17 protein-coding genes are annotated in these 21,638 nt (G+C 71.2%); 8 read left to right on the forward strand and 9 right to left on the reverse strand.

What is annotated here, in order from left to right; all coding sequences use genetic code 11:
- Nucleotides 1-187: 187 nt before the first annotated feature.
- Nucleotides 188-751: a DNA starvation/stationary phase protection protein gene (locus ABZ354_RS24105; protein ID WP_358659988.1), complete on the reverse strand. Its 564-nt coding sequence runs from the start codon at nt 749-751 to the stop codon at nt 188-190.
- A 289-nt stretch (nt 752-1,040) separates the two neighbouring features.
- Between ABZ354_RS24105 and ABZ354_RS24110 the strand changes: the two genes are divergently transcribed.
- The 3 genes from ABZ354_RS24110 to ABZ354_RS24120 all read left to right on the forward strand — a co-directional run bounded on the left by ABZ354_RS24110 (nt 1,041) and on the right by ABZ354_RS24120 (nt 5,331).
- A complete protein-coding gene (locus ABZ354_RS24110) occupies nt 1,041-2,624 on the forward strand; it encodes an FMN-binding glutamate synthase family protein (RefSeq protein ID WP_358659990.1) in 1,584 nt (527 codons plus the stop codon).
- Nucleotides 2,625-2,638: 14 nt separating this feature from the next.
- Nucleotides 2,639-4,387: a thiamine pyrophosphate-dependent enzyme gene (locus ABZ354_RS24115; RefSeq protein ID WP_358659992.1), complete on the forward strand. Its 1,749-nt coding sequence runs from the start codon at nt 2,639-2,641 to the stop codon at nt 4,385-4,387.
- Nucleotides 4,388-4,488: 101 nt separating this feature from the next.
- Nucleotides 4,489-5,331 (forward strand): RNA polymerase sigma factor SigF, encoded by an 843-nt coding sequence (locus ABZ354_RS24120; RefSeq protein ID WP_358659994.1) that lies wholly within the window; start codon nt 4,489-4,491, stop codon nt 5,329-5,331.
- A gap of 399 nt (nt 5,332-5,730) precedes the next feature.
- Here ABZ354_RS24120 and ABZ354_RS24125 read toward each other — a convergent pair whose 3' ends face one another.
- The 4 genes from ABZ354_RS24125 to ABZ354_RS24140 all read right to left on the reverse strand — a co-directional run bounded on the left by ABZ354_RS24125 (nt 5,731) and on the right by ABZ354_RS24140 (nt 9,333).
- The gene (locus ABZ354_RS24125; RefSeq protein WP_358659996.1) at nt 5,731-6,597 is read right to left on the reverse strand and encodes a YihY/virulence factor BrkB family protein; all 867 of its coding nucleotides are present in this window, start codon (nt 6,595-6,597) and stop codon (nt 5,731-5,733) included.
- 290 nt (nt 6,598-6,887) lie between these two features.
- A complete protein-coding gene (locus ABZ354_RS24130; RefSeq protein WP_358659998.1) occupies nt 6,888-7,061 on the reverse strand; it encodes a CsbD family protein in 174 nt (57 codons plus the stop codon).
- A gap of 326 nt (nt 7,062-7,387) precedes the next feature.
- Nucleotides 7,388-7,558 (reverse strand): hydrophobic protein, encoded by a 171-nt coding sequence (locus ABZ354_RS24135; protein WP_358660000.1) that lies wholly within the window; start codon nt 7,556-7,558, stop codon nt 7,388-7,390.
- A 110-nt stretch (nt 7,559-7,668) separates the two neighbouring features.
- Nucleotides 7,669-9,333, reverse strand: coding sequence for a SpoIIE family protein phosphatase (locus ABZ354_RS24140; protein ID WP_358660089.1), 1,665 nt, complete (start codon nt 9,331-9,333; stop codon nt 7,669-7,671).
- 884 nt (nt 9,334-10,217) lie between these two features.
- Between ABZ354_RS24140 and ABZ354_RS24145 the strand changes: the two genes are divergently transcribed.
- Nucleotides 10,218-11,171, forward strand: a complete 954-nt coding sequence (locus ABZ354_RS24145; protein WP_358660002.1) for a sensor histidine kinase — start codon at nt 10,218-10,220, stop codon at nt 11,169-11,171.
- 234 nt (nt 11,172-11,405) lie between these two features.
- On the opposite strand, the gene ABZ354_RS24150 is transcribed toward ABZ354_RS24145, so the two are convergent.
- From ABZ354_RS24150 to ABZ354_RS24160, 3 genes are all read right to left on the reverse strand, one after another.
- Nucleotides 11,406-13,652, reverse strand: coding sequence for a prolyl oligopeptidase family serine peptidase (locus ABZ354_RS24150; protein WP_358660004.1), 2,247 nt, complete (start codon nt 13,650-13,652; stop codon nt 11,406-11,408).
- Entirely contained in the window at nt 13,649-15,430 is a 1,782-nt protein-coding gene (locus ABZ354_RS24155) for an N-acetylglutaminylglutamine amidotransferase (RefSeq protein ID WP_358660006.1), read from the reverse strand. The genes ABZ354_RS24150 and ABZ354_RS24155 overlap by 4 nt, the downstream gene beginning before the upstream one ends.
- 320 nt (nt 15,431-15,750) lie before the next feature.
- On the reverse strand, nt 15,751-16,113 hold the full coding sequence (locus ABZ354_RS24160) for a helix-turn-helix domain-containing protein (protein WP_358660008.1): 363 nt from the start codon (nt 16,111-16,113) through the stop codon (nt 15,751-15,753).
- Nucleotides 16,114-16,278: 165 nt separating this feature from the next.
- On the opposite strand from ABZ354_RS24160, the gene ABZ354_RS24165 reads away from it, so the two are divergent.
- Both ABZ354_RS24165 and ABZ354_RS24170 read left to right on the forward strand, forming a co-directional pair.
- Entirely contained in the window at nt 16,279-16,608 is a 330-nt protein-coding gene (locus tag ABZ354_RS24165) for an STAS domain-containing protein (RefSeq protein ID WP_358660091.1), read from the forward strand.
- Between the two features lie 444 nt (nt 16,609-17,052).
- On the forward strand, nt 17,053-17,295 hold the full coding sequence (locus tag ABZ354_RS24170) for a DUF5133 domain-containing protein (RefSeq protein WP_358660010.1): 243 nt from the start codon (nt 17,053-17,055) through the stop codon (nt 17,293-17,295).
- Between the two features lie 191 nt (nt 17,296-17,486).
- On the opposite strand, the gene ABZ354_RS24175 is transcribed toward ABZ354_RS24170, so the two are convergent.
- Nucleotides 17,487-17,828, reverse strand: a complete 342-nt coding sequence (locus ABZ354_RS24175; protein WP_358660012.1) for a trypco2 family protein — start codon at nt 17,826-17,828, stop codon at nt 17,487-17,489.
- 100 nt (nt 17,829-17,928) lie between these two features.
- On the opposite strand from ABZ354_RS24175, the gene ABZ354_RS24180 reads away from it, so the two are divergent.
- Nucleotides 17,929-19,251, forward strand: coding sequence for a serine protease (locus ABZ354_RS24180; protein ID WP_358660014.1), 1,323 nt, complete (start codon nt 17,929-17,931; stop codon nt 19,249-19,251).
- Nucleotides 19,238-21,601, forward strand: a complete 2,364-nt coding sequence (locus ABZ354_RS24185; RefSeq protein WP_358660016.1) for a tetratricopeptide repeat protein — start codon at nt 19,238-19,240, stop codon at nt 21,599-21,601. Before ABZ354_RS24180 ends, ABZ354_RS24185 begins: the two co-directional genes overlap by 14 nt.
- Nucleotides 21,602-21,638 lie beyond the last annotated feature (37 nt).

Raw genomic sequence — 21,638 nt, forward strand, 5'->3', positions numbered from 1 at the left:
CCCCGCCCGTCAACACCCGGCAGCAGCGGTGCTATCCGCTCCCACGCCACATCCGTCAGCTCACCACGACCCACCACAAGATCAATTATCAGACAAGGCCTAGCGGGTGGGATCATGCTCGCCACTGCCGGCGGCCGGGCTCCCCCCGGGGCGGAACCGTGGCCGCCGGTCGTCGGTGGAAGGCTGCTCAGCCCAGCTCGGCTCCCTTGGCCGCGGCCTCCTCCTCCGTGCGGGCCTGCCCGGTGGCGAGCGTGCCGCCCGAACTTTCCAGGTGGGCACGGACGAACCACTGGAACTGCTCCAGGTCGCGCAGCTGCCCGACGAGCAGATCCTCGGTGGCGGTGTCGATGTCACCCGCCTCCTTGACCGCGGCACGGACGCCCTCGATCACTCCTGTGTAGACGAGGTCGAGCGCACCGAGATGGGCGATCGCGTCGGCCCGGCCGATGGAGTAGTCGTCCCAGGTCCGCTCGGCGACGAGCACTCCCGGTGTTCCCTGCGCGACGCCGCCGAGAGCGGCCATGCGCTCCGCCACGTCGTCGGCCATGTCCCGGACCCGGTCCACCTGCGGGTCGATCATCTCGTGGACGGCGATGAAGTGCGGGCCGACCACGTTCCAGTGCACGTGCTTGAGGGTGAGGTGCAGGTCGTTCAGCGCGTGCAGGCGCAGCCGGAGCAGACCGATCAGCCGGCCGGCCGCCTCGCGCTCGATGCCGGGCACCGTGTACTTCGGGGTCAGATCCTGCGTCATGGTTCACCTCGGTTGTCGACAAGGAGTACGGAACTGCCACAGCACGGTTTCCCCGGTTCGCCCAGGTCAGGCCTGCGCGAACCGGGGAAACCGTGCTGTGGGGAGAGTGATCGTCCGGCGAACCCGGGGAGACGGGCATCCTTGCGGCCGCCTGTCTCCCGGCCCGCAGGAGACGACGGGACAGTCACCCTTTCGCCGTCCACGGGGCCCGTCCGGCTGCCACGACAACGGAGAAGGTCACGTGCCCGCTGTCGCGCATGGCGATCGGCAATCGGGCAATGCGGCAGGGGTGACACGTGTGGGAATGATCGTCCTGACTCTGGTGACCGCCCTCGGGGCCCTGGCCGCGGCGGTCGTCATCTCGCCCGCCTGGTGGTTCGCGGCACTCCCACTCACGTTCGTGAGTGCGCTGGGTGTCCGGGATCTGGTGCAGCGCCGGCACTCGGTGCTGCGCAACTACCCCGTCCTCGGCCACGCCCGCTTCCTCATGGAGCGCATACGGCCGGAGCTGCAGCAGTATTTCATCGAGCGGAACTACGACGGGCGCCCCTTCGACCGGGACGTGCGCAGCATCGTCTACGAGCGCGCCAAGGGTCTCGACGCGGAGGAGCCGTACGGCACCGAGCGGGACGTGTACCAGCCCGGTCACGAGTTCCTGGTCCCGTCGATGGCGCCGTGCCCGGTGCCGAAGAACCCGCCACGCGTACGGATCGGCGGCCCGGACTGCCGTCGTCCGTACGACATGGCACTGCTGAACGTCTCGGCGATGAGCTTCGGCTCGCTGTCCGCCAACGCGATCCTCGCGCTCAACGGGGGTGCCGCGGCGGGGGGTTTTGCCCACGACACCGGGGAGGGTGGGCTCTCCGAGCATCACCTCCGTCCGGGAGGCGACCTCGTGTGGGAAATCGGCACCGGATATTTCGGCTGCCGCACCGGCGAAGGCGACTTCGACGCGGCCGAGTTCGCCGACAAGGCCGCACACGATCACGTCAAGTGCGTGTCCCTGAAACTGTCGCAGGGCGCGAAACCCGGCATCGGCGGTGTCCTGCCGGGCGCCAAGGTCAACGACGAGATCGCCCGGGTCCGGGACGTGCCCGCGGGGCGGACGGTCGTCTCCCCGCCGTACCACCGGGTGTTCTCCACCCCGCGCGAACTCGTGCTCTTCATCGCCCGCATGCGTGAGCTGTCCGGTGGCAAACCCACCGGGTTCAAACTGTGTGTGGGCTCGCGCCGGCAGTTCCTGGCCGTGTGCAAGGCCATGCTGGAGGAGGGCACGGCGCCCGACTTCATCGTGGTGGACGGCGCCGAGGGCGGGACCGGTGCGGCGCCGCTGGAGTTCGCTGATCATGTCGGCGCACCGCTCACCGAGGGCTTGCAGGTCGTGCACAACGCCCTCGTGGGCGCGGGCCTGCGCGACCGGATCAAGATCGGGGCCAGCGGCAAGATCGCCACCGGCACCGACCTGGTCAAACGCATGGTGCAGGGTGCCGACTACGGCAACGCCGCACGGGCGATGATGTTCGCCGTCGGCTGCATCCAGGCGCAGAGGTGCCACACGAACACCTGCCCCACCGGTGTCACGACCCAGGACCCGCGCCGTGCCCGTGCCCTCGACGTCCGTGACAAGACGACGCGCGTCCAGCGCTTCCAGGAAGCGACCGTGGCCGGCGCCCTGCAGATCATGGCGTCCATGGGTGTCACCGACCCCGCGCAACTGCGTCCGCACATGCTCCGCCGACGCGTCGACCCCTGCACCGTGCGCTCCTACGAGGACCTGTACGAGTCGCTCGCGCCGGGGCAGCTGCTCACCGGGGCGCCCGCGTCCTGGGCGGCCGACTGGCAGGCCGCCGACCCCGACCGTTTCACCGTCTGACCTGGAGGAATCACGTGCCCCGTACTGTTGCCCGCGTCATCGTGGACGCGCTGAGCGAGCTCGACGTGCGCCAGGTGTTCGGCGTCGTGGGAGACGCCCTCAATCCCCTGACGGACGCCATCCGCACCACCGAGGGCGTCGAGTGGGTGGGCTGCCGGCACGAGGAGGCCGCAGCCTTCGCCGCGAGCGCCCAGTCGCAGCTCACCGGAACCCTCGGCGTGTGCATGGGCACGGTCGGGCCCGGTTCCGTCCACCTGCTCAACGGGCTGTACGACGCGGCCAAGAGTCACGCGCCGGTTCTGGCCATCGCCGGTCAGGTACCGCTCGCCGAACTCGGCAGCGACTACTTCCAGGAGGTCGACAACGACGCCCTCTTCAGCGACGTGGCCGTCTTCCGGGCGACCATCACCTCTCCCGACCAGCTCCCGCAGATGCTGGAGACGGCGGTGCGCCACGCACTGGGCCGCAAGGGCGTCGCTGTCCTCACCGTGCCGGGCGACCTGGGCGACCGGGAACTCACCGACGACCGGCCGGCCCGGTTCTCCCTGAACGCTCCGGTGAGCCGGCCGGACGCGCCGGCCGTCCGCCGCGCCGCGGAACTCCTCGACCGCTCCGGACGGATCACCCTGCTCGTCGGTGAGGGCGCACGCGCCGCCCGCGAGGACGTCCTCGCCCTCGCCGACCGCCTGGCGGCGCCGATGGTGCTCACCCTGAAGGCCAAAGCGGGCTTCGAGGGCGACGGCAACCCCTTCCAGGTCGGCCAGACCGGGCTGATCGGCAACCCCGCCGCCGCGGCGGCTCTCCAGGACGCGGACACCCTGCTGCTGCTCGGCACGGACTTCCCCTACCGGGACTGGTATCCCGAGGGCCGGACCGTCATCCAGGTGGACACCGAGGCCACCCACATCGGCCGCCGGGTACCGGTGGACGTCGGGCTCGTGGGGGACACCGGCGCCACCGTACGCGACCTCCTGGACAACCTCGGCGCCGCGCCCGCGGACTCAGGTGACCGCTCCCACCTGGACAAGGCGCGGGACCGCTTCGCCCAGTGGCGCACAGGCCAGACGCGACTCGCCGACCCCTCGCACGACAAGGGCGTCGTGGGCCGCATCCGTTCCGCGCTGGACAACCGTGCCCACGGCATCCGCCCCGAAGCGCTGGCCGCGTCCGTCGACCGGATCGCGGCGGACGACGCCGTCTTCACCTCCGACACGGGCATGGCCACGGTGTGGCTCTCCCGCTTCGTCGAGATGCGCGGGGACCGGCGCCTCATCGGCTCCTACAACCTCGGCTCGATGGCCAATGCCATGCCCCAGGCGCTGGGTGCCCAGTGCCTGGACCGCGAGCGCCAGGTCGTGGCCTTCTGCGGTGACGGGGGACTGAGCATGCTCCTCGGCGACCTCATGACCCTCAAGACGTACGACCTTCCCGTGAAGCTCGTCGTCTTCGACAACCGCCGGCTGGGCATGGTGAAACTCGAACAGGAGCAGTCCGGCCTGCCCGAGTTCGGCACCGTGCTCGACAACCCCGACTTCGCAGCCGTAGCCGAGGCCATGGGCATCACCGGCATCCGCGTGACCGACCCGGACCAGGTGGAGAGCGCCGTGCGACGCGCCTTCCGCACTCCCGGCCCGGTCCTGCTCGACGTCCTCACCAACCCCGACGAGATCGCCGTTCCGGCCAAGCCGACCGTCGAGCAGGGGTGGGGTTTCGCGGTGGCCAAGATGAAGGAGGTCGTACGAAGCCACGGAGAGCGGGACTGAGGCCGACGGCACTACGAGGAATGGGATCCGGGGGCCGGGGTAAGCGCCTCCTTGCCGGACGACGGACCGGTGAGGACGAGACCGATCGATGGGGAGGGCGCATGATGACGACGACCGCGCAGTCCGCTGAGCAGGCTGTAAATATTGCGGAGATCACGGATCCCTCCAAGGTCGCGCCCAAGGACGCGCGAGAGTTGTCGAAGGCGTTCTTCGGCCGACTGGCGGTGCTCGAGGAGGGCACCCCCGAGTACCAGTACGCCCGCAACACGCTGATCGAGATGAACATGTCCCTGGTCCGCTACGCGGCCGGCCGGTTCCGCAGCCGTGGGCCGGAGGAGATGGAGGACATCGTCCAGGTCGGCATGATCGGACTCATCAAGGCGATCGACCGGTTCGAACTGTCCCGCGAGGTCGAGTTCACCTCCTTCGCCATTCCCTACATCGTGGGCGAGATCAAGCGCTTCTTCCGCGACACCTCCTGGGCCGTTCACGTTCCCCGGCGACTCCAGGAGGCCCGCGTCCAGCTCGCCCGGGCCGGCGAGGAACTGCGCAGCCGACTGGGCCGGACACCGACGACCAAGGAGCTCTCCGAGCTGATGAGCCTGCCGGAGAACGAGGTCGTCGAGGCGCAGCTGGCCGCGAACGGCTACAAGTCGTCCTCCCTCGACGCCGCGATCAACGGCAGCGAGGAGGGTGAGACCGCGCTGGCGGACTTCATCGGCGACGAGGACGCCGCCCTGGGCCTGATCGAGGACTTCCATGCCCTCGCCCCGATGATCGCCGAGCTCGACGAGCGTGACCGCAAGATCATCCACTGGCGGTTCGTCGAGGAACTCACGCAGGCCGAGATCGGTGAACGTCTCGGCGTCTCCCAGATGCACGTCTCCCGGCTGATCTCCCGGCTCCTGGCGCGCCTGCGCGAAGGAATGCTCAGCACCGCCTGACCGTCGCCGGCCCCGTGTCCTCACGCAGCGGCGGCGCGGAGGGTGGGCGTGAGCATCGGCGGGTGGAGGCGTCCGGCCCCGTGGGCCGGACGCCCGCTGCCGTTCGCGGGGCTGGAAGGCCCGCCCCACCGGCCGGGCACCGCCCGGGCCGTGGTTTCCCCGGGGCGGGCGGCGAACCCGGCAGACGGAGATCGGCCCACCGCGCCCGAGACGTCGGCGGGCGGGGAAGCCGCGTCGAGCAGAGGAAACCCGGACCGGGCAAGCGCTGCCGGAACCTGCTCCGCCCGCAGCCAGGAGACGGATCGCCCGCGGACGGGGCTCTTTGCCCACCCCGTGACATGCCCGTCGCGCGGGTACGGGCTGTAGGACGCCCCGGACGCTACGAGCGGTCCGCCACCGTTACGCGGAGACCGTCTCCTCTCCCCGTGGGGGCTTCATCAGCTCTGCGTTGAACTGAGCGCCGGCGAGAAGCGCCAGATTCGACAACCAGAGCCAGATCAGGAAGACCACCACGCCCGCCAGTGATCCGTACAGGCGGTGATAGGCGCCGACGTGGGCGGTGTAGAGGGCAAAGCCGAACGAGACGGCCAGCAGCAGCACCAACGCCAGCGCGCCACCGGGTGCCATGCTCCTGACGGGGCGGGAGGATGCCGGGCCCGAGCGGTACAGGACGAGCACCAGGGTGACGGCGACCGCGGTGACGACCGGCCACCGCAGTGTGTCCCAGACGTCCTGCAGTCCACCACCCAGATGCAGGGCCCGGCCCAGACGCCGCGCCAGGCTCCCGGTGACGAGCAACGCGAGGGTCGACGTGAGAAACAGGGAGATCAGCACGAGCGCCGTCGCGATGATGCGCGGAGCGGTGCGCCATACCGGTCGTTTCGCGCTGATCTGGTGCATGGCGTGCAACGCCCGGCGGAACACGCTCAGATAACTGCATCCCGACCACAGGGCACCTGCCCCGGCGAAGAAGACCAGCGTCCATGCCGCCGACGACTGGTCGGCCATCTGCCGCAGGGTGGTGCGCAGCAGAGGGCGGGACGCGGCAGGGACGGCCTGCGACATTCGGTCGATCACTTCGGGTTTGGCCGTGGGCATGGTCAGACCCAGGATCGAGAGGATCACCAGCAGCAGGGGAAACAGGGCCAGGACCGCGTAATAGGTCAGCGCGGCGGCCCAGTCCGTGATGTCGTCGTTCCAGACGGCCGCGGGCGTCCGGCGCAGCGCCGCCCACCATCGAGCCGTGTGATCGTCCTCATCGTCCATGACGCGGATGCCCCCTCGGTCCATGTACGGATGCCCCGGGCGCCTTCCGCGTCGCCGGTACGGCCGGCGGACGGTCACAGACGGCCACGGGCTCGGCCCCTTCGCCTCGGACGGCCACCGCGCCGTGAACAGCCGTCGCCATGCTCCCGTGTGGCCGGGGAACGTGGAGGCGCGGGCTCGTTGGCCGCCGCGGCGAAGGCCCGGGGCGAAGAGACGCGTGCCGTCGAAAAAGACCCTCCCGGCATTGCGCCGGCCAAACCTCTTTCCGCGTGCGCGGTGCGGGGGCGTGGTCAGTGCCGGAACACGTCCTTGGCCTTTTCCTTGGTCTCGCGGGCGTCCCCCGTACGCTTTTCTGCCCGTCCCTCAGCGGCCGTCCGGTCGTTTCCGGTAGCGCTTCCCAGGGATTCCTTCACCTTGCCCTCGACCTGTTCGGTCTTCGCCTTGGCCTTCTCGTCGGCAGCCATGGGAGAGCACCTCCTGATAAAGCTTTCCGGCGACGCGGTAACCCCGCTTCTGCCCCAATGTTCCCCTCACAAACAAGACGTCATTCCCTGATACGACGGCCGGACCCGTGCCCGTGTGGTGCCGGACGCCTGAGTGCGGGCCGGGGTCGGGTGGCGGAGAGGGTTCCACCGCTTGCACCAGCCTCAGCCGGGAGGCCTGTGCCGGTGACGGTGGGCACAGGCGCAGGTTCGGCGGAACCGCATGTTCCTCCGGCGCAGGACATGCCGGTGGGCCCCGGACACTGTCCGGGGCCCACCGATGGCTCGCGTGATGCGTACTTACTGGACTACCAGCGATACCAGCGGCCCTTACGGCCGCCGCTGTCCACGCTCCGGATGACGAAGCCCAGCAGCCAGACCACCAGCACGATGACGGCGATCCACCACAAGGCCTTCAGCGCGAAGCCCGCGCCGAAAAGGATGAGAGCCAGCAGTAGAACGAGAAGCAAGGGAACCATATGTATCAACCTCCGCCGCTTCTTGTGCCCGCCGACAGGCAGAACACACGGCCGAATTCCCGAGTTTCTTCGCCGCGCCTGCGGTCCGCGGGCAGACGAGTGGAGCCGGTCTACGGAGAACCGCTTTGTGCGGGGGCGGGGGTGCGCAGAGCGAGCATGGCGACGTCGTCGTCGTTGTCGTCGGGGCGGACCTGCTCCAGCAGGGAGTCGCAGAAGGCGGCAAGGGGGCGGTGGGCGAGGGAGGCCGCGTGCCGGCTCAGCCGGTTCAGTCCATGGTCGATGGAGTGGTGCGGGGTCTCGACCAGCCCGTCGGTGTAGAGCAAGAGCGTGGCCCGGGGCGGCAGGACGGTGAGGATGTCCGGGCGAGGACTGTCGACTCCGGTCCCGAGCAGCATGCCGTGAGCGTCGTCGAGGTAGCGGGCCTGCCCGTCATGGGTGACCAGCAACGGCGGCGGGTGGCCGGCGTTGGTCCAGCGCAGCCGCCACTGACTGTCGTCGCCGAGTGTGAGCCTGGCCAGGATCATGGTCGCCATCGGGACCTCGGCTATGTGCATCACGGCGTCGTCGAGCTGCTTGACGACAGCGCTGGGAGCGGCGGCCGGCTGCGACCACGCGAAGGCCCGCAGCATGTTGCGGACTTGCGCCATACCGGCTGCGGCGTCGAGATCGTGCCCGACGACGTCGCCTATGACCAGGGCGTGGGTACTGCCGGTCAGGGCGAAGGCGTCGTACCAGTCGCCGCCCACCGAAGAAGCGTGGGGAGCGGGCACGTACCGCGCGGTCATCTCCAGTCCGGGCACGGTGGGAAGCTGGGGCAGCAGGTGGCGCTGCATGGTTTCGGCGACTTTGCGCTGGCGCTGGTACAGGCGCGCGTTGTCCAGCGCCAGTCCGGCCCGACGGGTGATGTCCTCCAGCAGCGGAAGGTCGGCGGCGCCGAAGACATCGCGGGACTCCGAGCGGCCCAGGGTCAGGGCGCCGAGCACGTCTCGCAGGCCCCGAATGGGTGCGATGGCGGCGGAGTGGATGCCCGTCGCGGTGAAAAGGCGACGCTGCTCGAGTGCGATCCCGGAATCGGGAGGACCCTGGTAGGTGGACGGGCCGGCCAGTGAGGAGGCGGCGCCGCGCAGCGCCCGCGACAGGGGCATCGGGGACTCCTCCGGTACAGGCGGCATCGGGCCCTGCAGGTCGTCCCTGTCGATCAGGACTCCGTCCCGGTACTGCGCCACCAGAACACGGCGTACCTCGTCGTGTTCGGTGAGCAGGTCGACGACCGCCCAGTCCGCCAGCCGGGGCACGGCCAGGGCCGCCAGCCGGTGCACTGTCTCGTCCACGTCCAGCGTGGACGTGAGCTGTGTGGTCGTCTCCGCCAGCAGGGCCAGACGATCCAGTTCCGTCAGTGGTGCGGACGGCGCCCCGTCGTCCTCCGGAAGCGTGTCCCCCTGCGTCGGCTCGTACAGGAGTGCCAGCCCGCCCGGCCTGCCGGTGCCGAGTGAGTGGGGCGTGACCAGCCAGGACAACTGGATGAGGGCACCGTCCCCGCGGGCGAACCAGCCGGCCTCACCGTGCCGGGTGCTCCCAGTGAAAAGCGCCTTTCTCATCGCGCAGCGCGAGCGGGGCACGGCCTGCCCGTGGCCGTCCCGGCGCAGCAGGTCGTGGAAGTCCTGCCCGACGAGTTCCTCGGGGTTTCTGCGCAGCACCTGCTGCACCGCGCTGTTGGCCGTGACGATGAGGCCGTCGTCATCCACCACGATGGCGACGGCCTCGATGCCGTGCACGGTGTTGTCGAGCAGAGCGTCGGACCCCGCATGATGTCCGGACACGGAGACATCTCCGCGCGACGGGCAGTCGCGCCACCGAGGACCGTTCATGGGCGGCATGCTGTCAGGGCGTGCGGCGCGCTGCAACAGCGTCCGGGGCACCGTTGGCGCCCCTGTCACCGACCCGCTCCGCGCCGTTGCCGTACCGCACTCGTACCGCACTCGTGCCATCACGGTCCGTGAGATCCCGTTTTCCCGCTCCGGCGCAGGCCCGATGCAGCCGTCTGCCGTATGCGCTCGACCGACGCGACGATCCCTCACCGTTCACGTCCGTACGGTCTGTACGAGCCTCGGTCCGCCGCGTCGGCGCCGTGCCCTGTGGTCCTGCCGAGCCGGTCGGACCGCCGGCGGCGCAACGACGGCCGGGTGAGGGTGCGCCGGGCCGTGGACGACGGCAGGCGGCCTGATCCCGTGTGGTTCCATGGGAGGCGAGCCGCATCCGACCGGGCAGGGGGCGACAGTATGGCGACAGGGCCGAAGGCCGCCATGTCCCCTGAGCGGGAGCCGACGGCGGGACACCACTCCAGCTCGATCCGCCCCCACGACCGGGAGCGGGCCGGTCACCCCTGCGCGTGCCTCCGCGGCGGCCCGGGTCGGCTGATGTCCGGATCGACCGGATACGGCATACGGGATGTCGCCGCGGCCGCCGTCGCCGGATGGATACCGGCAGAAGAACCGGAACGGGAACTGTCCGCCCTGCGAAACCTGGACGCCGCCGTGCCGGCCGACGCGGTTGCCGGACGCCCCGGTTCCTCGCTGCGGATTCATCGTGCCCCGCCGCCCCCGCGACGGCTTCCGGATCCGGCCCCCGAACTCCGTCCCGCGGTGGAGGTCGTGGGCCGATGACGACCTCGCGAGTAGCGGATTCCCCTCGGCATCCCCCTTTCTTCCACCCGGCCCTGTTCTACGCGACCGCCACCGAGTACCTCGACGGCGTCGGTGCCTTCGTCCGCGACGCCCTGCGGGAAGAGCAACGCGTGCTGGTGGCGGTGCCCGGCCGAAACCTTCCGCTGCTGCAAGCCGCCCTCGGCGACCACGGCAGGACGGTCACCTGGGTCGACATGACCCAGGCGGGACGCAACCCCGGACGAATCCTGTCCATGCTGCAAGAGTTCGCCCAACCCCGTCGGAACGCGCACAGACGGGTGTCGATCGTGGGAGAACCGATCTGGGTCGGACGCACACCGGCGGAGTCCTGGGAGGCGACGCGTCATGAGGCGTTGATCAACCTGGCCTTCGAAGGACGCGCGGTCAGCATTCTGTGTCCCTACGACACCGCGTTGCCCCAAGACGTGCTGACACACGCCTACCGCACCCATCCGGTCGTCGGTGACTCGGCGCATTACCGTGCCAGCTCCCGTTACACCGATCCGCACGAGGTCTGCCGCGACTGCGATGTCCCGTTGCCCGAGCCACACGACGCTGTCGTCATCACTTTCGGTGAGCACGATCTGGCGCGGACACGGGACAAGATCGGCTGCTGGGCCACGATCGCCGGCCTGCCGCCGGAACGCCACACCGACTGGCTGCTCGCCGTCAGCGAAGCGACCAGCAACTCGGTGCGCCACGGTGGAGGCCACGGACGTCTGCGCATGTGGCGCACCGGTGAAGAACTCGTCGCAGAGATCAGTGACCGGGGCCGGCTGGCCGACCCCCTGACCGGGCGCCGCCGTCCTGATCCCGCCGCGCCGACAGGCGGCCGGGGCGTGTGGATGATGCACCAGCTCTGCGATCTGGTCGAGATCCGTGCGACGCCGCAGGGGCTCGTCCTGCGTCTGCACATGGCGCTGAAGTGAGACCGGCAGGCAGGAAAGCCGGACACGGAAGCGCCGCGGGAGTGCGAGCCACCGTGAGGTCGGCGCCTCGGTGACGGTGACGAGTCCCAGGAGGGCGTGAGCGCTCGCCGAGCAGTCGCTGCGGGCGCACCTCGTCGGACGCCGGACTCCTTGCAACGAGCAGCGGCTCCAGGAGTCCCTTGAGGCGGGTAGGCCCTCGACTGGCCCGGTTCCAGGCACCTCTGCGCCGGCCGGTCAGCCGCACAGGTGCCGCTGGAGCCAGTCCGCGGCGCTGCGGCGGAACAACCGCCGGTTGTCCGCGCGCAGAAACTCGTGTCCCTCGTCGCGCAGGGTGAGCAGCTCGGCGGTGTGGCCGTGTTCGCGTGCGGCCCTGACGAACTGCTCGGACTCGCCCGGCGGGACGTTGGTGTCGTGTTCCCCGTGTACGGCGAGCAACGGAACACGCAGCGCGTCGATCCGGCTCATGGGCGACAGGGAGCGCAGCAGTTCCCGGTCGCGTTCGGGATGGCCGTACTTGTGCATCGCGGACTGCGCGATCCACGGCTCGGTGCCCTCGAAGAACGTCGCGAAGTCGGACATTCCGCAGACCGCGACCCCGGTGCGGAACAGGTCGGGATGCCGGACGAGCGAGGCAAGGGTGAGGTAGCCGCCGTACGAGCGTCCCATGACGGCCAGTCGTGCGGGATCGGCGAGGCCGGCCAGCACGGCATGGGCGGCGCAGTCCGCGATGTCGTCGAGGGCGGCGAAGCGGCCCGTGCCCAGATCGGCGTCGAGGAACGACCGCCCGTGGCCGGACGAACCGCGAACGTCGGGGGCGAAGATGTCGATGCCGCGCCCGAGGATCTCGTGGTAGAGCGGGTTGAAGACGGGGCGTTCCTGCTCCTCCGGGCCCCCGTGCAGGTGGATCACACAGGGTGCCGGCCGCGCGGTGCCGCGGCCCCGCGCGCGGTGGTACCAGCCGCTGAGAGGCAGCCCGTCCCGCGCGGTCAGGCTCAGCGGAACCGGTCGCACGGGCGGGCGGCCCGCACGAACGGCGTCCCCGTCTCTCGATGACCACGGGGTGCGCAGGGGGGACGCGCCCCCGGCCAGCCACCACACGCCGGGGCGGCGCTGAGACCCCGACAGGGCGAGTACCAGTCCGCCCCGTCCCGTCGCCGCGATCCGGGTGACGACTTCGTGAGGCAGGGGCACGGGACGCGGGGGGCCGGTGACGGCCCCGGCCGAGCCGGGCGGGAACGTCTCGACGACTTCCAGTTCGCTCGCACCGCGAATGTTCCAGGCCAGCGCGGCGGCGCGGACGTCGTGGGTGAACTGCAGCAGTTCGAGGTCGCTGCCCTGGCGTTCGGCCACGACCGACCGGCTTCCCGGTCTGCCGTCGCTGTCGAGACCGACGGCGACCAGGGCCGCGAACTCGCGCTGTGCGTCACTGCGCAGCCAGACGGTGTCCGCCTGCGGGGAGAACCTGCCGATCCACGGATCCCCGTCGGCCACGGGTACGACACAGGTGGTGGCGAGGTCGGTGGTGCGGACGACCACCGCCTCACGCCGCCCGCGCGGGCCGCGGCGCAGCAGCGCGAGCCGGCCGTCGGCGCTCAGATCGCACACGCGCAGCGTCGCGCCGTCCGTCTCGGTGGCGAGGAGCACCGGCGCGGCCGGCCCGTCGGGGTCGATCAGGTAGGCGGACAGCCCGTCCTCGAAGCCGCCCGCCGGATGCGCCCGACCGTACTGCGGATCGTCGGACGCCGTGATCCCGGCCGCGCCGGGGGGAGAGAGGGGCCCCTGTTCCTCCCCGGTGACCGCCGTCCCGCCGAGGAGCACGGCCCTGCCGTCACCGCCGGGCCGGCCACGGGTCGACAGGCGCCCGGAGTGTCCGTCGGCTCCGGCCGGGAAGTCGGTGGCGTCGTGGGCCACGGTCCGGCCGGCCGGGACGGCCACGGTGACCGCGACCGCCGAGCCGTCGAGCGCCCAGCAGCCCAGGTAGGCCGAGGTACCGGGCTCGGACCCCGCCAGGAGATGGCGGCCGGTGCCGTCGGGACGTACGCACAGCACTCGCTGGTGCTCACCGCCGCCGGGCGCCGTGGTGTAGGCGATCCAGCGGCCGTCGGGCGACCAGGACACCTCCCGGACGGGGTCCGGCGCGGAGTCGAGCAGCCGCACCTCGTCGCCGTCGACGGGGCCGGCCCACAACTGGGGCACGCCGCCGCGGTCGCAGATGAACGCCACCCGCGCTCCGGACGGGTCGGCCGAGGGGTACCAGCAACCGTGGGCGGTGAGCCGCGTCGTGGCGTCACACGGACCGGGGGCGTCGGGGAGCGGAACACGGGCGGGGGCGGCACGCAGTGGCGCGCGGTCGTCCGCGGTGCGTGCGGCCGGGCCGGCGCGGCGTACCGGCCGGGAACCCGGTACCGGCGGGGGTGTGCTGGTCCGCGCCGGGGCCGCGCCGGTGCCGTCGGTTCCGTGCGGGGCGGGCCCGTCGGTCATATCCCGTGCGTCTGCAGCCATATCTCCAACAGAGCCACTTGCCACAGGGCGTTCGCCCCGCGTTTCGTGCGGTGTGTGCCGGGTGCCGCCAGGAGTTCGGCGATGTAGGTCTCCCTGAACAGTCCGCGCTGCTGCGCTTCCGGGGCGCCGAGTGCCTCGCGGACCCGTTCGAGGACGGGCCCGGCCATGTGCGTGATCGCCGGGACGGGGAAGTACCCCTTCGGGCGGTCCACCACGTCCTGCGGCAGCAGTTTGCGGCCCGCTTCCTTGAGAACGCCCTTGCCGTCCTCGGCCAGCTTGAGTTCCGGGGGGCAGGCAGCGGCCAGCTCCACCAGTTCGTGGTCCAGGAAGGGCACCCTGGCCTCCAGGCCCCAGTCCATGGTCATGTTGTCGACCCGTTTCACCGGATCGTCCACGAGCATGACGTGGGTGTCCAGCCTCAGCGCCGCGTCCAGGGCGGTCTCCGCGCCCGGCACGGCCATGTGCTCCCGCACGAAGCGGCCGGAGACGTCGTCGGGGGTGAGCATGTCCGGTTGCAGCATCGTGGCGAGATCGGCGTGCGGCCGGTCGAAGTACGTCTGGGCGTACTGGTCCGGTTCCTGCTCGCGGGAGACGGAGGCCAGGTCGGCGTACCAGTGGTAGCCGGCGAACACCTCGTCGGCTCCCTGCCCGCTCTGGACGACCTTGACCTCCTTCGCCACCTGCTCGGACAGCAGGTGGAACGCGACCACGTCATGGCTGATCATCGGTTCGCTCATCGCCGCGATCGCGCCGTCCAGGGCCGTGGACACCCGCTCGGAGGGAACCATGAGCTGGTGGTGGTCGGTGGCGAACTCCTTGGCGACCAGATCGGAGTACCGGAACTCGTTGCCCTCGTCGCCGCCCTCGGACTCGAAGCCCACGCTGAACGTCCCCAGGTTCCGCTGTCCCTCGTCGGCCAGCAGGGCCACGATCAGACTGGAGTCCAGCCCGCCCGACAGCAGGACACCAACGGGCACGTCGGCGACCATCCGGCGGCGTACGGCGGTGCGCAGCGCGTCGAGGACCGCGTCCCGCCACTCACTCGGACCCATGTCGGCGTATTCAGGACGTCGCGTGTACGACGGCTGCCAGTAACAGCGGTCCTGGTAACTGCCGTCCGGTTCGACCACGCGCACGGTCGCGGGAGGCAGCTTGCGCACGCCGGCCAGGACGGTACGGGGCGCGGCCACGGTCGCGTGCCAGCTGAGGTACTGGTGGACGGCCACCGGATCCAGCGCGGTGTCGATGTCCCCGCCCGCGAGCAGGGCCGGAAGCGAGGAGGCGAACCGCAGCCGTCCGGGGGCATGCGCCAGGTACAGCGGTTTGATGCCGAGCCGGTCACGGCCCAGGATCAGTCGACCGGTGCGGTGTTCGACCAGCGCGAAGGCGAACATGCCGTGGAAGTGGTCGACGCAGTCGGTGCCCCATTCCCGGTACGCCGCGAGGACGACCTCGGTGTCGGAGGTCGACCTGAAGCGGTGGCCGAGGCGCTGCAACTCCTCGCGCAGGGCTCGGTAGTTGTATATGCAGCCGTTGAGGACTCCGGTGACCTCGTGCGCGGTGTCCGTCATCGGCTGCGTCGCCCGGTCGGAGAGGTCGATGATTTTCAGCCTCCGGTGGGCCAGCGCCACCGCGTCCCGCGACCAGATACCGTGACCGTCGGGGCCACGGGCTGCCAGCCGGTCGCTCATGCGCCGCACGGCCGCGAGATCGGGCCGCCCGCCGTCGAAGCGTATTTCCCCGCTCAGACCGCACACCACGCACCACCTCCCCGGTGCTCGTCGGGCGTCCGCGTCCGTGGCGTCCGCGCGGGTCCGGCGGTCGGGACCTGGGCCAGTCTGGTGGGCATGGGTGGCTGTCTCCTTCGGCGTGAGAACGGCAGGGACGTGTCCGCCCGCGGGGTGCGTCCGCCTCCGGCCGGGCGTTCCCGGCCGGCCACGGGCTTCGCAACTCCGAGTTCCCACCGGCCTCACGAATAGGCCCAGGACGCCCTTCCGTGATGCCTGCCTCAGGTCGGTGCGGGTCGAACTCGGTGCCGGCTCACCGCAGGTGCCACCCTCCCGTTTCCGTTCCGCCGCTACCGCGGGCCGCTGGTATCGACCAAGCGGGACGGCCGGCCGCCGGGTTTCCGGCCGCGGTCGGTCTCGTCCTGAACCAGCAGGGAGAGCAGTGACGCCACCGCCAGGCCCGCTTCCGCCGGATGACGCAGCACCTTGTCCGGCTCGACGCGGTACGTGTTGGTACGTCCGTCCCGGGTGTGCGAGAGGTAACCGTCCTGCTCGAGATCGGAGATGATCCGCTGGACGGCGCGTTCGGTGAGCCGGCAGTGGGCGGCGATGTCGCGGATCCGGACGTTCGGGTTGTCGGCAATGGCCGCCAGCACGCGCGCGTGGTTGGTGACGAACGTCCACCCAGTGTGAGATTCAGGGACTTCAACCATGCACGGCATTCTAATCTACGGACCGTCTTTGCCGGACAGTTGATACATGACATACTTTTCGCGTAACAGGTGGCAGGGTTCGGTTCGGTGGGGCAGAGGAGGGATCCGAGGGTGTCTTCGGATGAGGCGGTCACGGGGCGCTCGACCGGCGCCGACGAGAGGCGGGTGCAGGTCCTGGGCCAGGCCACGGTGGTGCAGTACGAATGGTGCGGCGCCTGGGTGGTCGGCGCGCGAGGCTCCTACGACATGCAGTCGATCACGCACCTGGCGGACGCGCTGGACACCGCGGCCAAGAGGCACGCGAAGGTGATTCTGGACGCCTCCGGCATCACCTTCGCGGACTCGACGCTGCTGAATCTGCTGATCCTCACCCACCAGACGGCGGACTTCCGCGTGGCCGCCCCGACGGCGCAACTGCGGCGGCTCCTGGAGCTCACCGGAGTCGACACGGTGCTGAAGGTGCGGGCGACGATGGAAGAGGCTGTTGCCTGCTAGGTGTATTGAGCATGAGCGTCGTTGACACCGGCGGGTCTTGCACATGGCGAAGACCTCCGCTGTGGTGGAGCTGTCCAGGAACACACCGCACGGGTGTCTTCGTGTCCCACAGCCGGCCTGATCCAAACGACAGACCCAAGGGGTGGCCCGCGCTCACCGCGGCACAGCCCCGGACAGCCGGCGTCGGCGAGGCGGAGTGGCGGCCCGCCTCGTGTGCCGGACGACCGGACCACTCGCCCTCGTGCGACCGCCCGGGGAGGGCGGACAGGCCGAAAGGACAGTGAAGACGGTGGAGTAGACCTTTCGACCCGGGGCATCCGGAGTTCTGCTTGACGCTGCCCGGTCGTGAGCCGTGGCCGTCAGACCCGATGAAGGCAGGAAGTCACCTCCTGCGGGGCGTTCGGCCGTTCCGCGGGCGGGGTTTGCGAGGGTAGAGGTATCACCATGATCATTCCGGCGGAGAAGGAACTGCGTGAGGTGCTGGCCCGGTTCGCGCAGGTGCGCATCGAACACGACGTGCGGCCCACGGGTCGGACCAGCCGGGCTCTCGAGGACACCACGTACACACTGTGCGTGATGACCGGGGCCCGCACCGCCGAGCAGGCCCTGCTCACGGCGGACGCACTGCTCGAGCAGTACGCCGACTGCAGGGGTGCCTCCCCGGAGGACGAGACGCTGGCCGCGTAGCTCTTCCCTCGGGTCGCCGCCGTGGACGGGCGGACGATCCTCACCGGATCGACGTCGCGGTGCAGCAGGCCGCGGGCGCCGTGCCGGTGCGGGTCGGCACCGTCGCCCGGGACGGCACCCATCGCACCGGCACGTCGACGGCGTGCCTGGGCCGACCAAGGACGCCGATGCCCGCCACCCCGCCGCGCGGTTCACCAGCCCCGTGCGAGGCCCTCTTGCGGTGCCGGTCCGGGGCGAGCGCCGGGGTTCGTGCGGCTCACCTCGTGGTGGTGGCCGTCGGGACGGGGCAGGGGCTTGAGGGCGACTTCGACGCGGTGTGTGGCGTCGTGGCTCACCGTGCCGCCCAGGCGGGCCTCGACCACGCCCAGACGCAGACCCGCCCCGGTCTCGCCGGCCCGGTGGAACTGCACCGAGAACTCCAGGTTGACCTGCTCCACACTGAACCGCCAGTCGCTCTCCGCGCCTTCGGTCTGCGCCTGCGCCAGTTCCGCACGGACCGCGCCGATGGCGGCAGCGAGCCCGATCGGTTCCATGTCCCTCATATCAACACACCGCCGTCTGAAGAGAATTGGCCGGGCCACACCGCCCACAAGTCTAGGGACACGCGGCGCTCTGCCCGTACTGTGAGACGTCATGGGGGAACTGCGTGCGGACTGGAGACTCAGGCTGCGGCGCGAGGACGCGCACGGGCCTGTCTGCGGCGCCGGCGTGCTCGTCGACCAGTACACGGCGCTGACCTGTGCGCACGTGGTGCAGCGCCCGGACGCCGTCATGTGGCTGGAGTTCGCCGAGAACACCGCGCTCCAACCGGTCTCGGCGCGCGTCATGCCGGGCGGCTGGCTGAAGGAGGGCGCACACGGCGAGGACGTCGCCGTACTGCGCCTGGACAGCCCCCGTCCGCAGGCCCGGCCCGCCCCGCTGGAGCCGAAACTGTGGGGCGGCATGGAGGTGTACGCCACCGGTTACGCGGAGGGCTTCGACGAGGGCATGAGCCTGTGGGGACGCATCGGCGGCGTCAGCGGTGAGCGGGTGCAACTCGACGCCGTCACCAAGGCCGACGTGGTGCGCGACGGCTTCAGCGGCGCCGCGGTGTGCACCCGGCCACGGGAGGGCCGGCCGCCCCGCGTGGTCGGCCTCGTCGTCAGCTGGCGCGGCGACCTGGGCGCACCGCTGCCCGAGGACAACAGGCTCTCCTTCTCGTACCTGATCCCGGTCGAGCGCATCGCGGAACTCTCGCCCGTCGTCAAGGAGCTGACCGGCCCCGAAGCCTGGGACGACGGTTTCCACGAGCGGCTCACCCGGTGGTTCGACGACCCCGACGAGGACCCGGTGAAGATCACCGTGGTGCCGCCGCGCAGCGGCAAGGACCGGTCGCTGCGCCATCTGTCGCACCGCGCCGACGTCGCGCATCGCGGGGGCACCGGCAGGTCGGACCTCATCGACCACGCCCTGGGCCGCATCTCCTTCCCCGCCAGTGAGTACCTGACGTACTGGAACTGGCTGCGCGGCGCCGGGCCCCGGCCCGCGGCGGCGACCGACCGTCTGCCCGTCCGGCCGGTCACCGTCGTCGTCGACGGTCTCGACGAGGAGCCCCGGCCGGACGACCTGATCGACGTCCTGGTGCGACTGCGCGCGCTCGGCTTCCGGCTGCTGCTCGTCTTCCGCCGGGCGGGCGGCCCCGGCTGGACGACGTCCCGCGACCGGCTCCTGCGACCCGCGCTCCTGGGCCACGCCGACGCCCTGCTCGGCCGCCTGGAGCGGCTGGAATTCAGCCAGTCGATCCGCCGCGACATCGTGGGCAGCGCCTCCCTCGGCTCCGTCACCGAGACCGCCGACGAGCACCGGACCGTACGCCGCCTGCTCGACGACGTACGGGACCCGCAGGAGCAGCTCTCCCGGCTGCGTGCGCTGATCAGAGCCCTGCGCGCCGACCTGAACCGCCATGAACAGCGGTGACGCGCCGCCCCGCCACGCCGGGGCGGGACACGAGGACCACACGAGCACGAGGCTCTGCCCGCACCGGCTCTTCACCGGAGCCCGCTGCGGCGGCGTCGTCCTGCCCACCGGCTACTGCGCGGCATGCGGCCGGGCGCCCGGCGCCCCCGCCCTGCCCGTCCTGCCCGAGGATCCGCGGGAGTTCGGCCCACGGGAGCTGCTGGCGCTGCCCGAGCGGGAGCCTCGGGCCCCCGCGGAACGCCTCATCAGCTCCGAGCCGCCGCTGCGCATCCACATGAAGTGCTCGGCCGAGACCTGCGGCATCACCTTCGCCCCGCCCTACACCGAGGGGCAGGTGCCGCTCGAGGGATACTGCCCGGCGTGCGGCCGGCGCTATTCGTACCGGCCCGAGCTCGCCGAGGGCGACATGCTGCGCGACCAGTACCGCATCATGGGCCCCATCGCACACGGCGGACAAGGCTGGGTGTACCTAGCCGAAGACACCCATCTCGGCGAGGTGGTCGCCGTCAAGGGACTGCTCAACCGGTACGAACACGACGGCGCCCGGCTCGCCGACGTCGAACGCCGCAACCTCGTCGCCATGCGCCACCCCCGCATCGTCCAGATCCGCGACTTCGTCGCCCGGCACGACGGCGATCAGGTCACCGGCGGCTACATCGTCATGGACGACGTCGGCGACGGCACCCTCGCGAAAGTCCTCGAAGAGGTCCGTCGGAGCGAGTGCGTCCTCGACATCGAGCACGTCGCGGCGTACGGCTGCCAGATACTCGAGGCCCTGGCCCATCTGCACGCCGGCGGCGAACGCGTCTTCGTCTACGGGGACATGAAGCCCTCCAACGTCGTGCACCACAGGGACGGCGTCAAGGTCATCGATCTCGGCGGCATGCGCGAGCAGGGCCAGAGCCGGCCGCCCGCCCACGTCACGCCCGGCTACATGGCGCCCGAGACGGCATCGGCCCCGCCCACCGTCGCCCACGACCTGCACACGGTCGGCGTCACCCTGCGGGAACTCGCCCGCGTGGCCGTCGCCGAGGTACCCGGTCTCGGCACCGCGTCCTTCCAGGGGGTCGTCGAACGCGCCGTCCGGCGCGTCCCGGAGCAACGCTTCACCGACGCCCGGGAAATGGCCGGGCAGTTGCGCGGCGCCCTGCGGGAGATACGTGCGCTGCGCGGCAAGAACGATCCGCCCGAGCCCTCCGACTGTTTCCGGCCGTCGACGCGGCTGCTCGGCGCCCGGCTGGGCACGGTGCCGGGCATCGAGCACTGGCTGGGCCGCCCCCGCCGCGACCGGTACGAGCCTCCCGTGGCACCGGCCCTCGACCCCGGCGCCCCCACCCCCACCGAAATCGCCGGCTGCCTGCCGGTGCCGAGGCCGTATCCGGGCGATCCGCAGGCCGCGCGGTTCGAGGTGAGCAGCGGCCACGACCCGCGCCGGCTCCTGGTGCAGGAGGACGGCAAGCCCCGCTCCGTGGAGATCTGCCTGCACAACGTGCGCGTCCTGCTGAGCCGGAACACCCGGCGCGACTGGGACCTGGCGAAGCAGGAGCTCGCCACGGCCGTCTCCACCCCCGGGCCGCCCGCCGTGCGCCGGTGGCGGCTGGAGTGGCACCGCGCCCTGCTCGCGCTGCGCCGGGCCGGCCTCGACGGCGACCGGGCACAGGTCGCCGCAGCACGGGCCCACTTCACGCAGGTCCACCTCGAACTGCCCGGCGAGTACGCGCCCAAGCTGGCCCTGGCGTACTGCACGGAGTGGCTCGGCGAGGACACGGCGGAGCCCACGGCCGCCGCGCTGTACCAGGCGGTGTTCGCCCGCAACCCCGCGCACGGCGGTGCCGCCCTCGGCCTGGCCAGGCTCGCGCTGCGCGCTCACGACCGCCGGGCGGCCGTCGACGTGCTGGGCCGGGTCCGGCCGGGCACCCTGGACCACACCGTCGCCCGGATCGCCTCCCTGCGCATCCGCGCCGCCCGGTTGCCCGGCGAGGGTGATCCGCTGCCCGCGCCCGCCGAGGTCGACGCGGTGCTGGCCGAACTCCCCGCTCTCGTCGGCCGCAGCCCCGGCGCCGGGGAACCGAGCCTGTCCGAGGACGAGGCGCTGCGGCTGGGCACCGAACTCCACGAATGGAAACTGGACGCGGTGCACCACCTCGGCCACGGGCCCGGTTCTCCGGGCAGGGGCGCCGGGCGGCTCGACGCCCGCGCCCTGCGCCGGCTGAGCGCTCCGGAGCGCGCGTTGCGCCGACAACTGGAGGGGCGTTACCGGCAACTGGCGGCCCACTACGAGGAACGGGCCACCGCCCACGAGTGTCTCGTCGACCTCATGCACGCGATACGGCCCCAGACGACGTTCTGACCGCACGGGCGCGACAGCACCACAGACGGACCGGCAC

Origin of the sequence: Streptomyces sp. NPDC005925 (assembly GCF_040638805.1) — a bacterium.
Classification (GTDB): domain Bacteria; phylum Actinomycetota; class Actinomycetes; order Streptomycetales; family Streptomycetaceae; genus Streptomyces.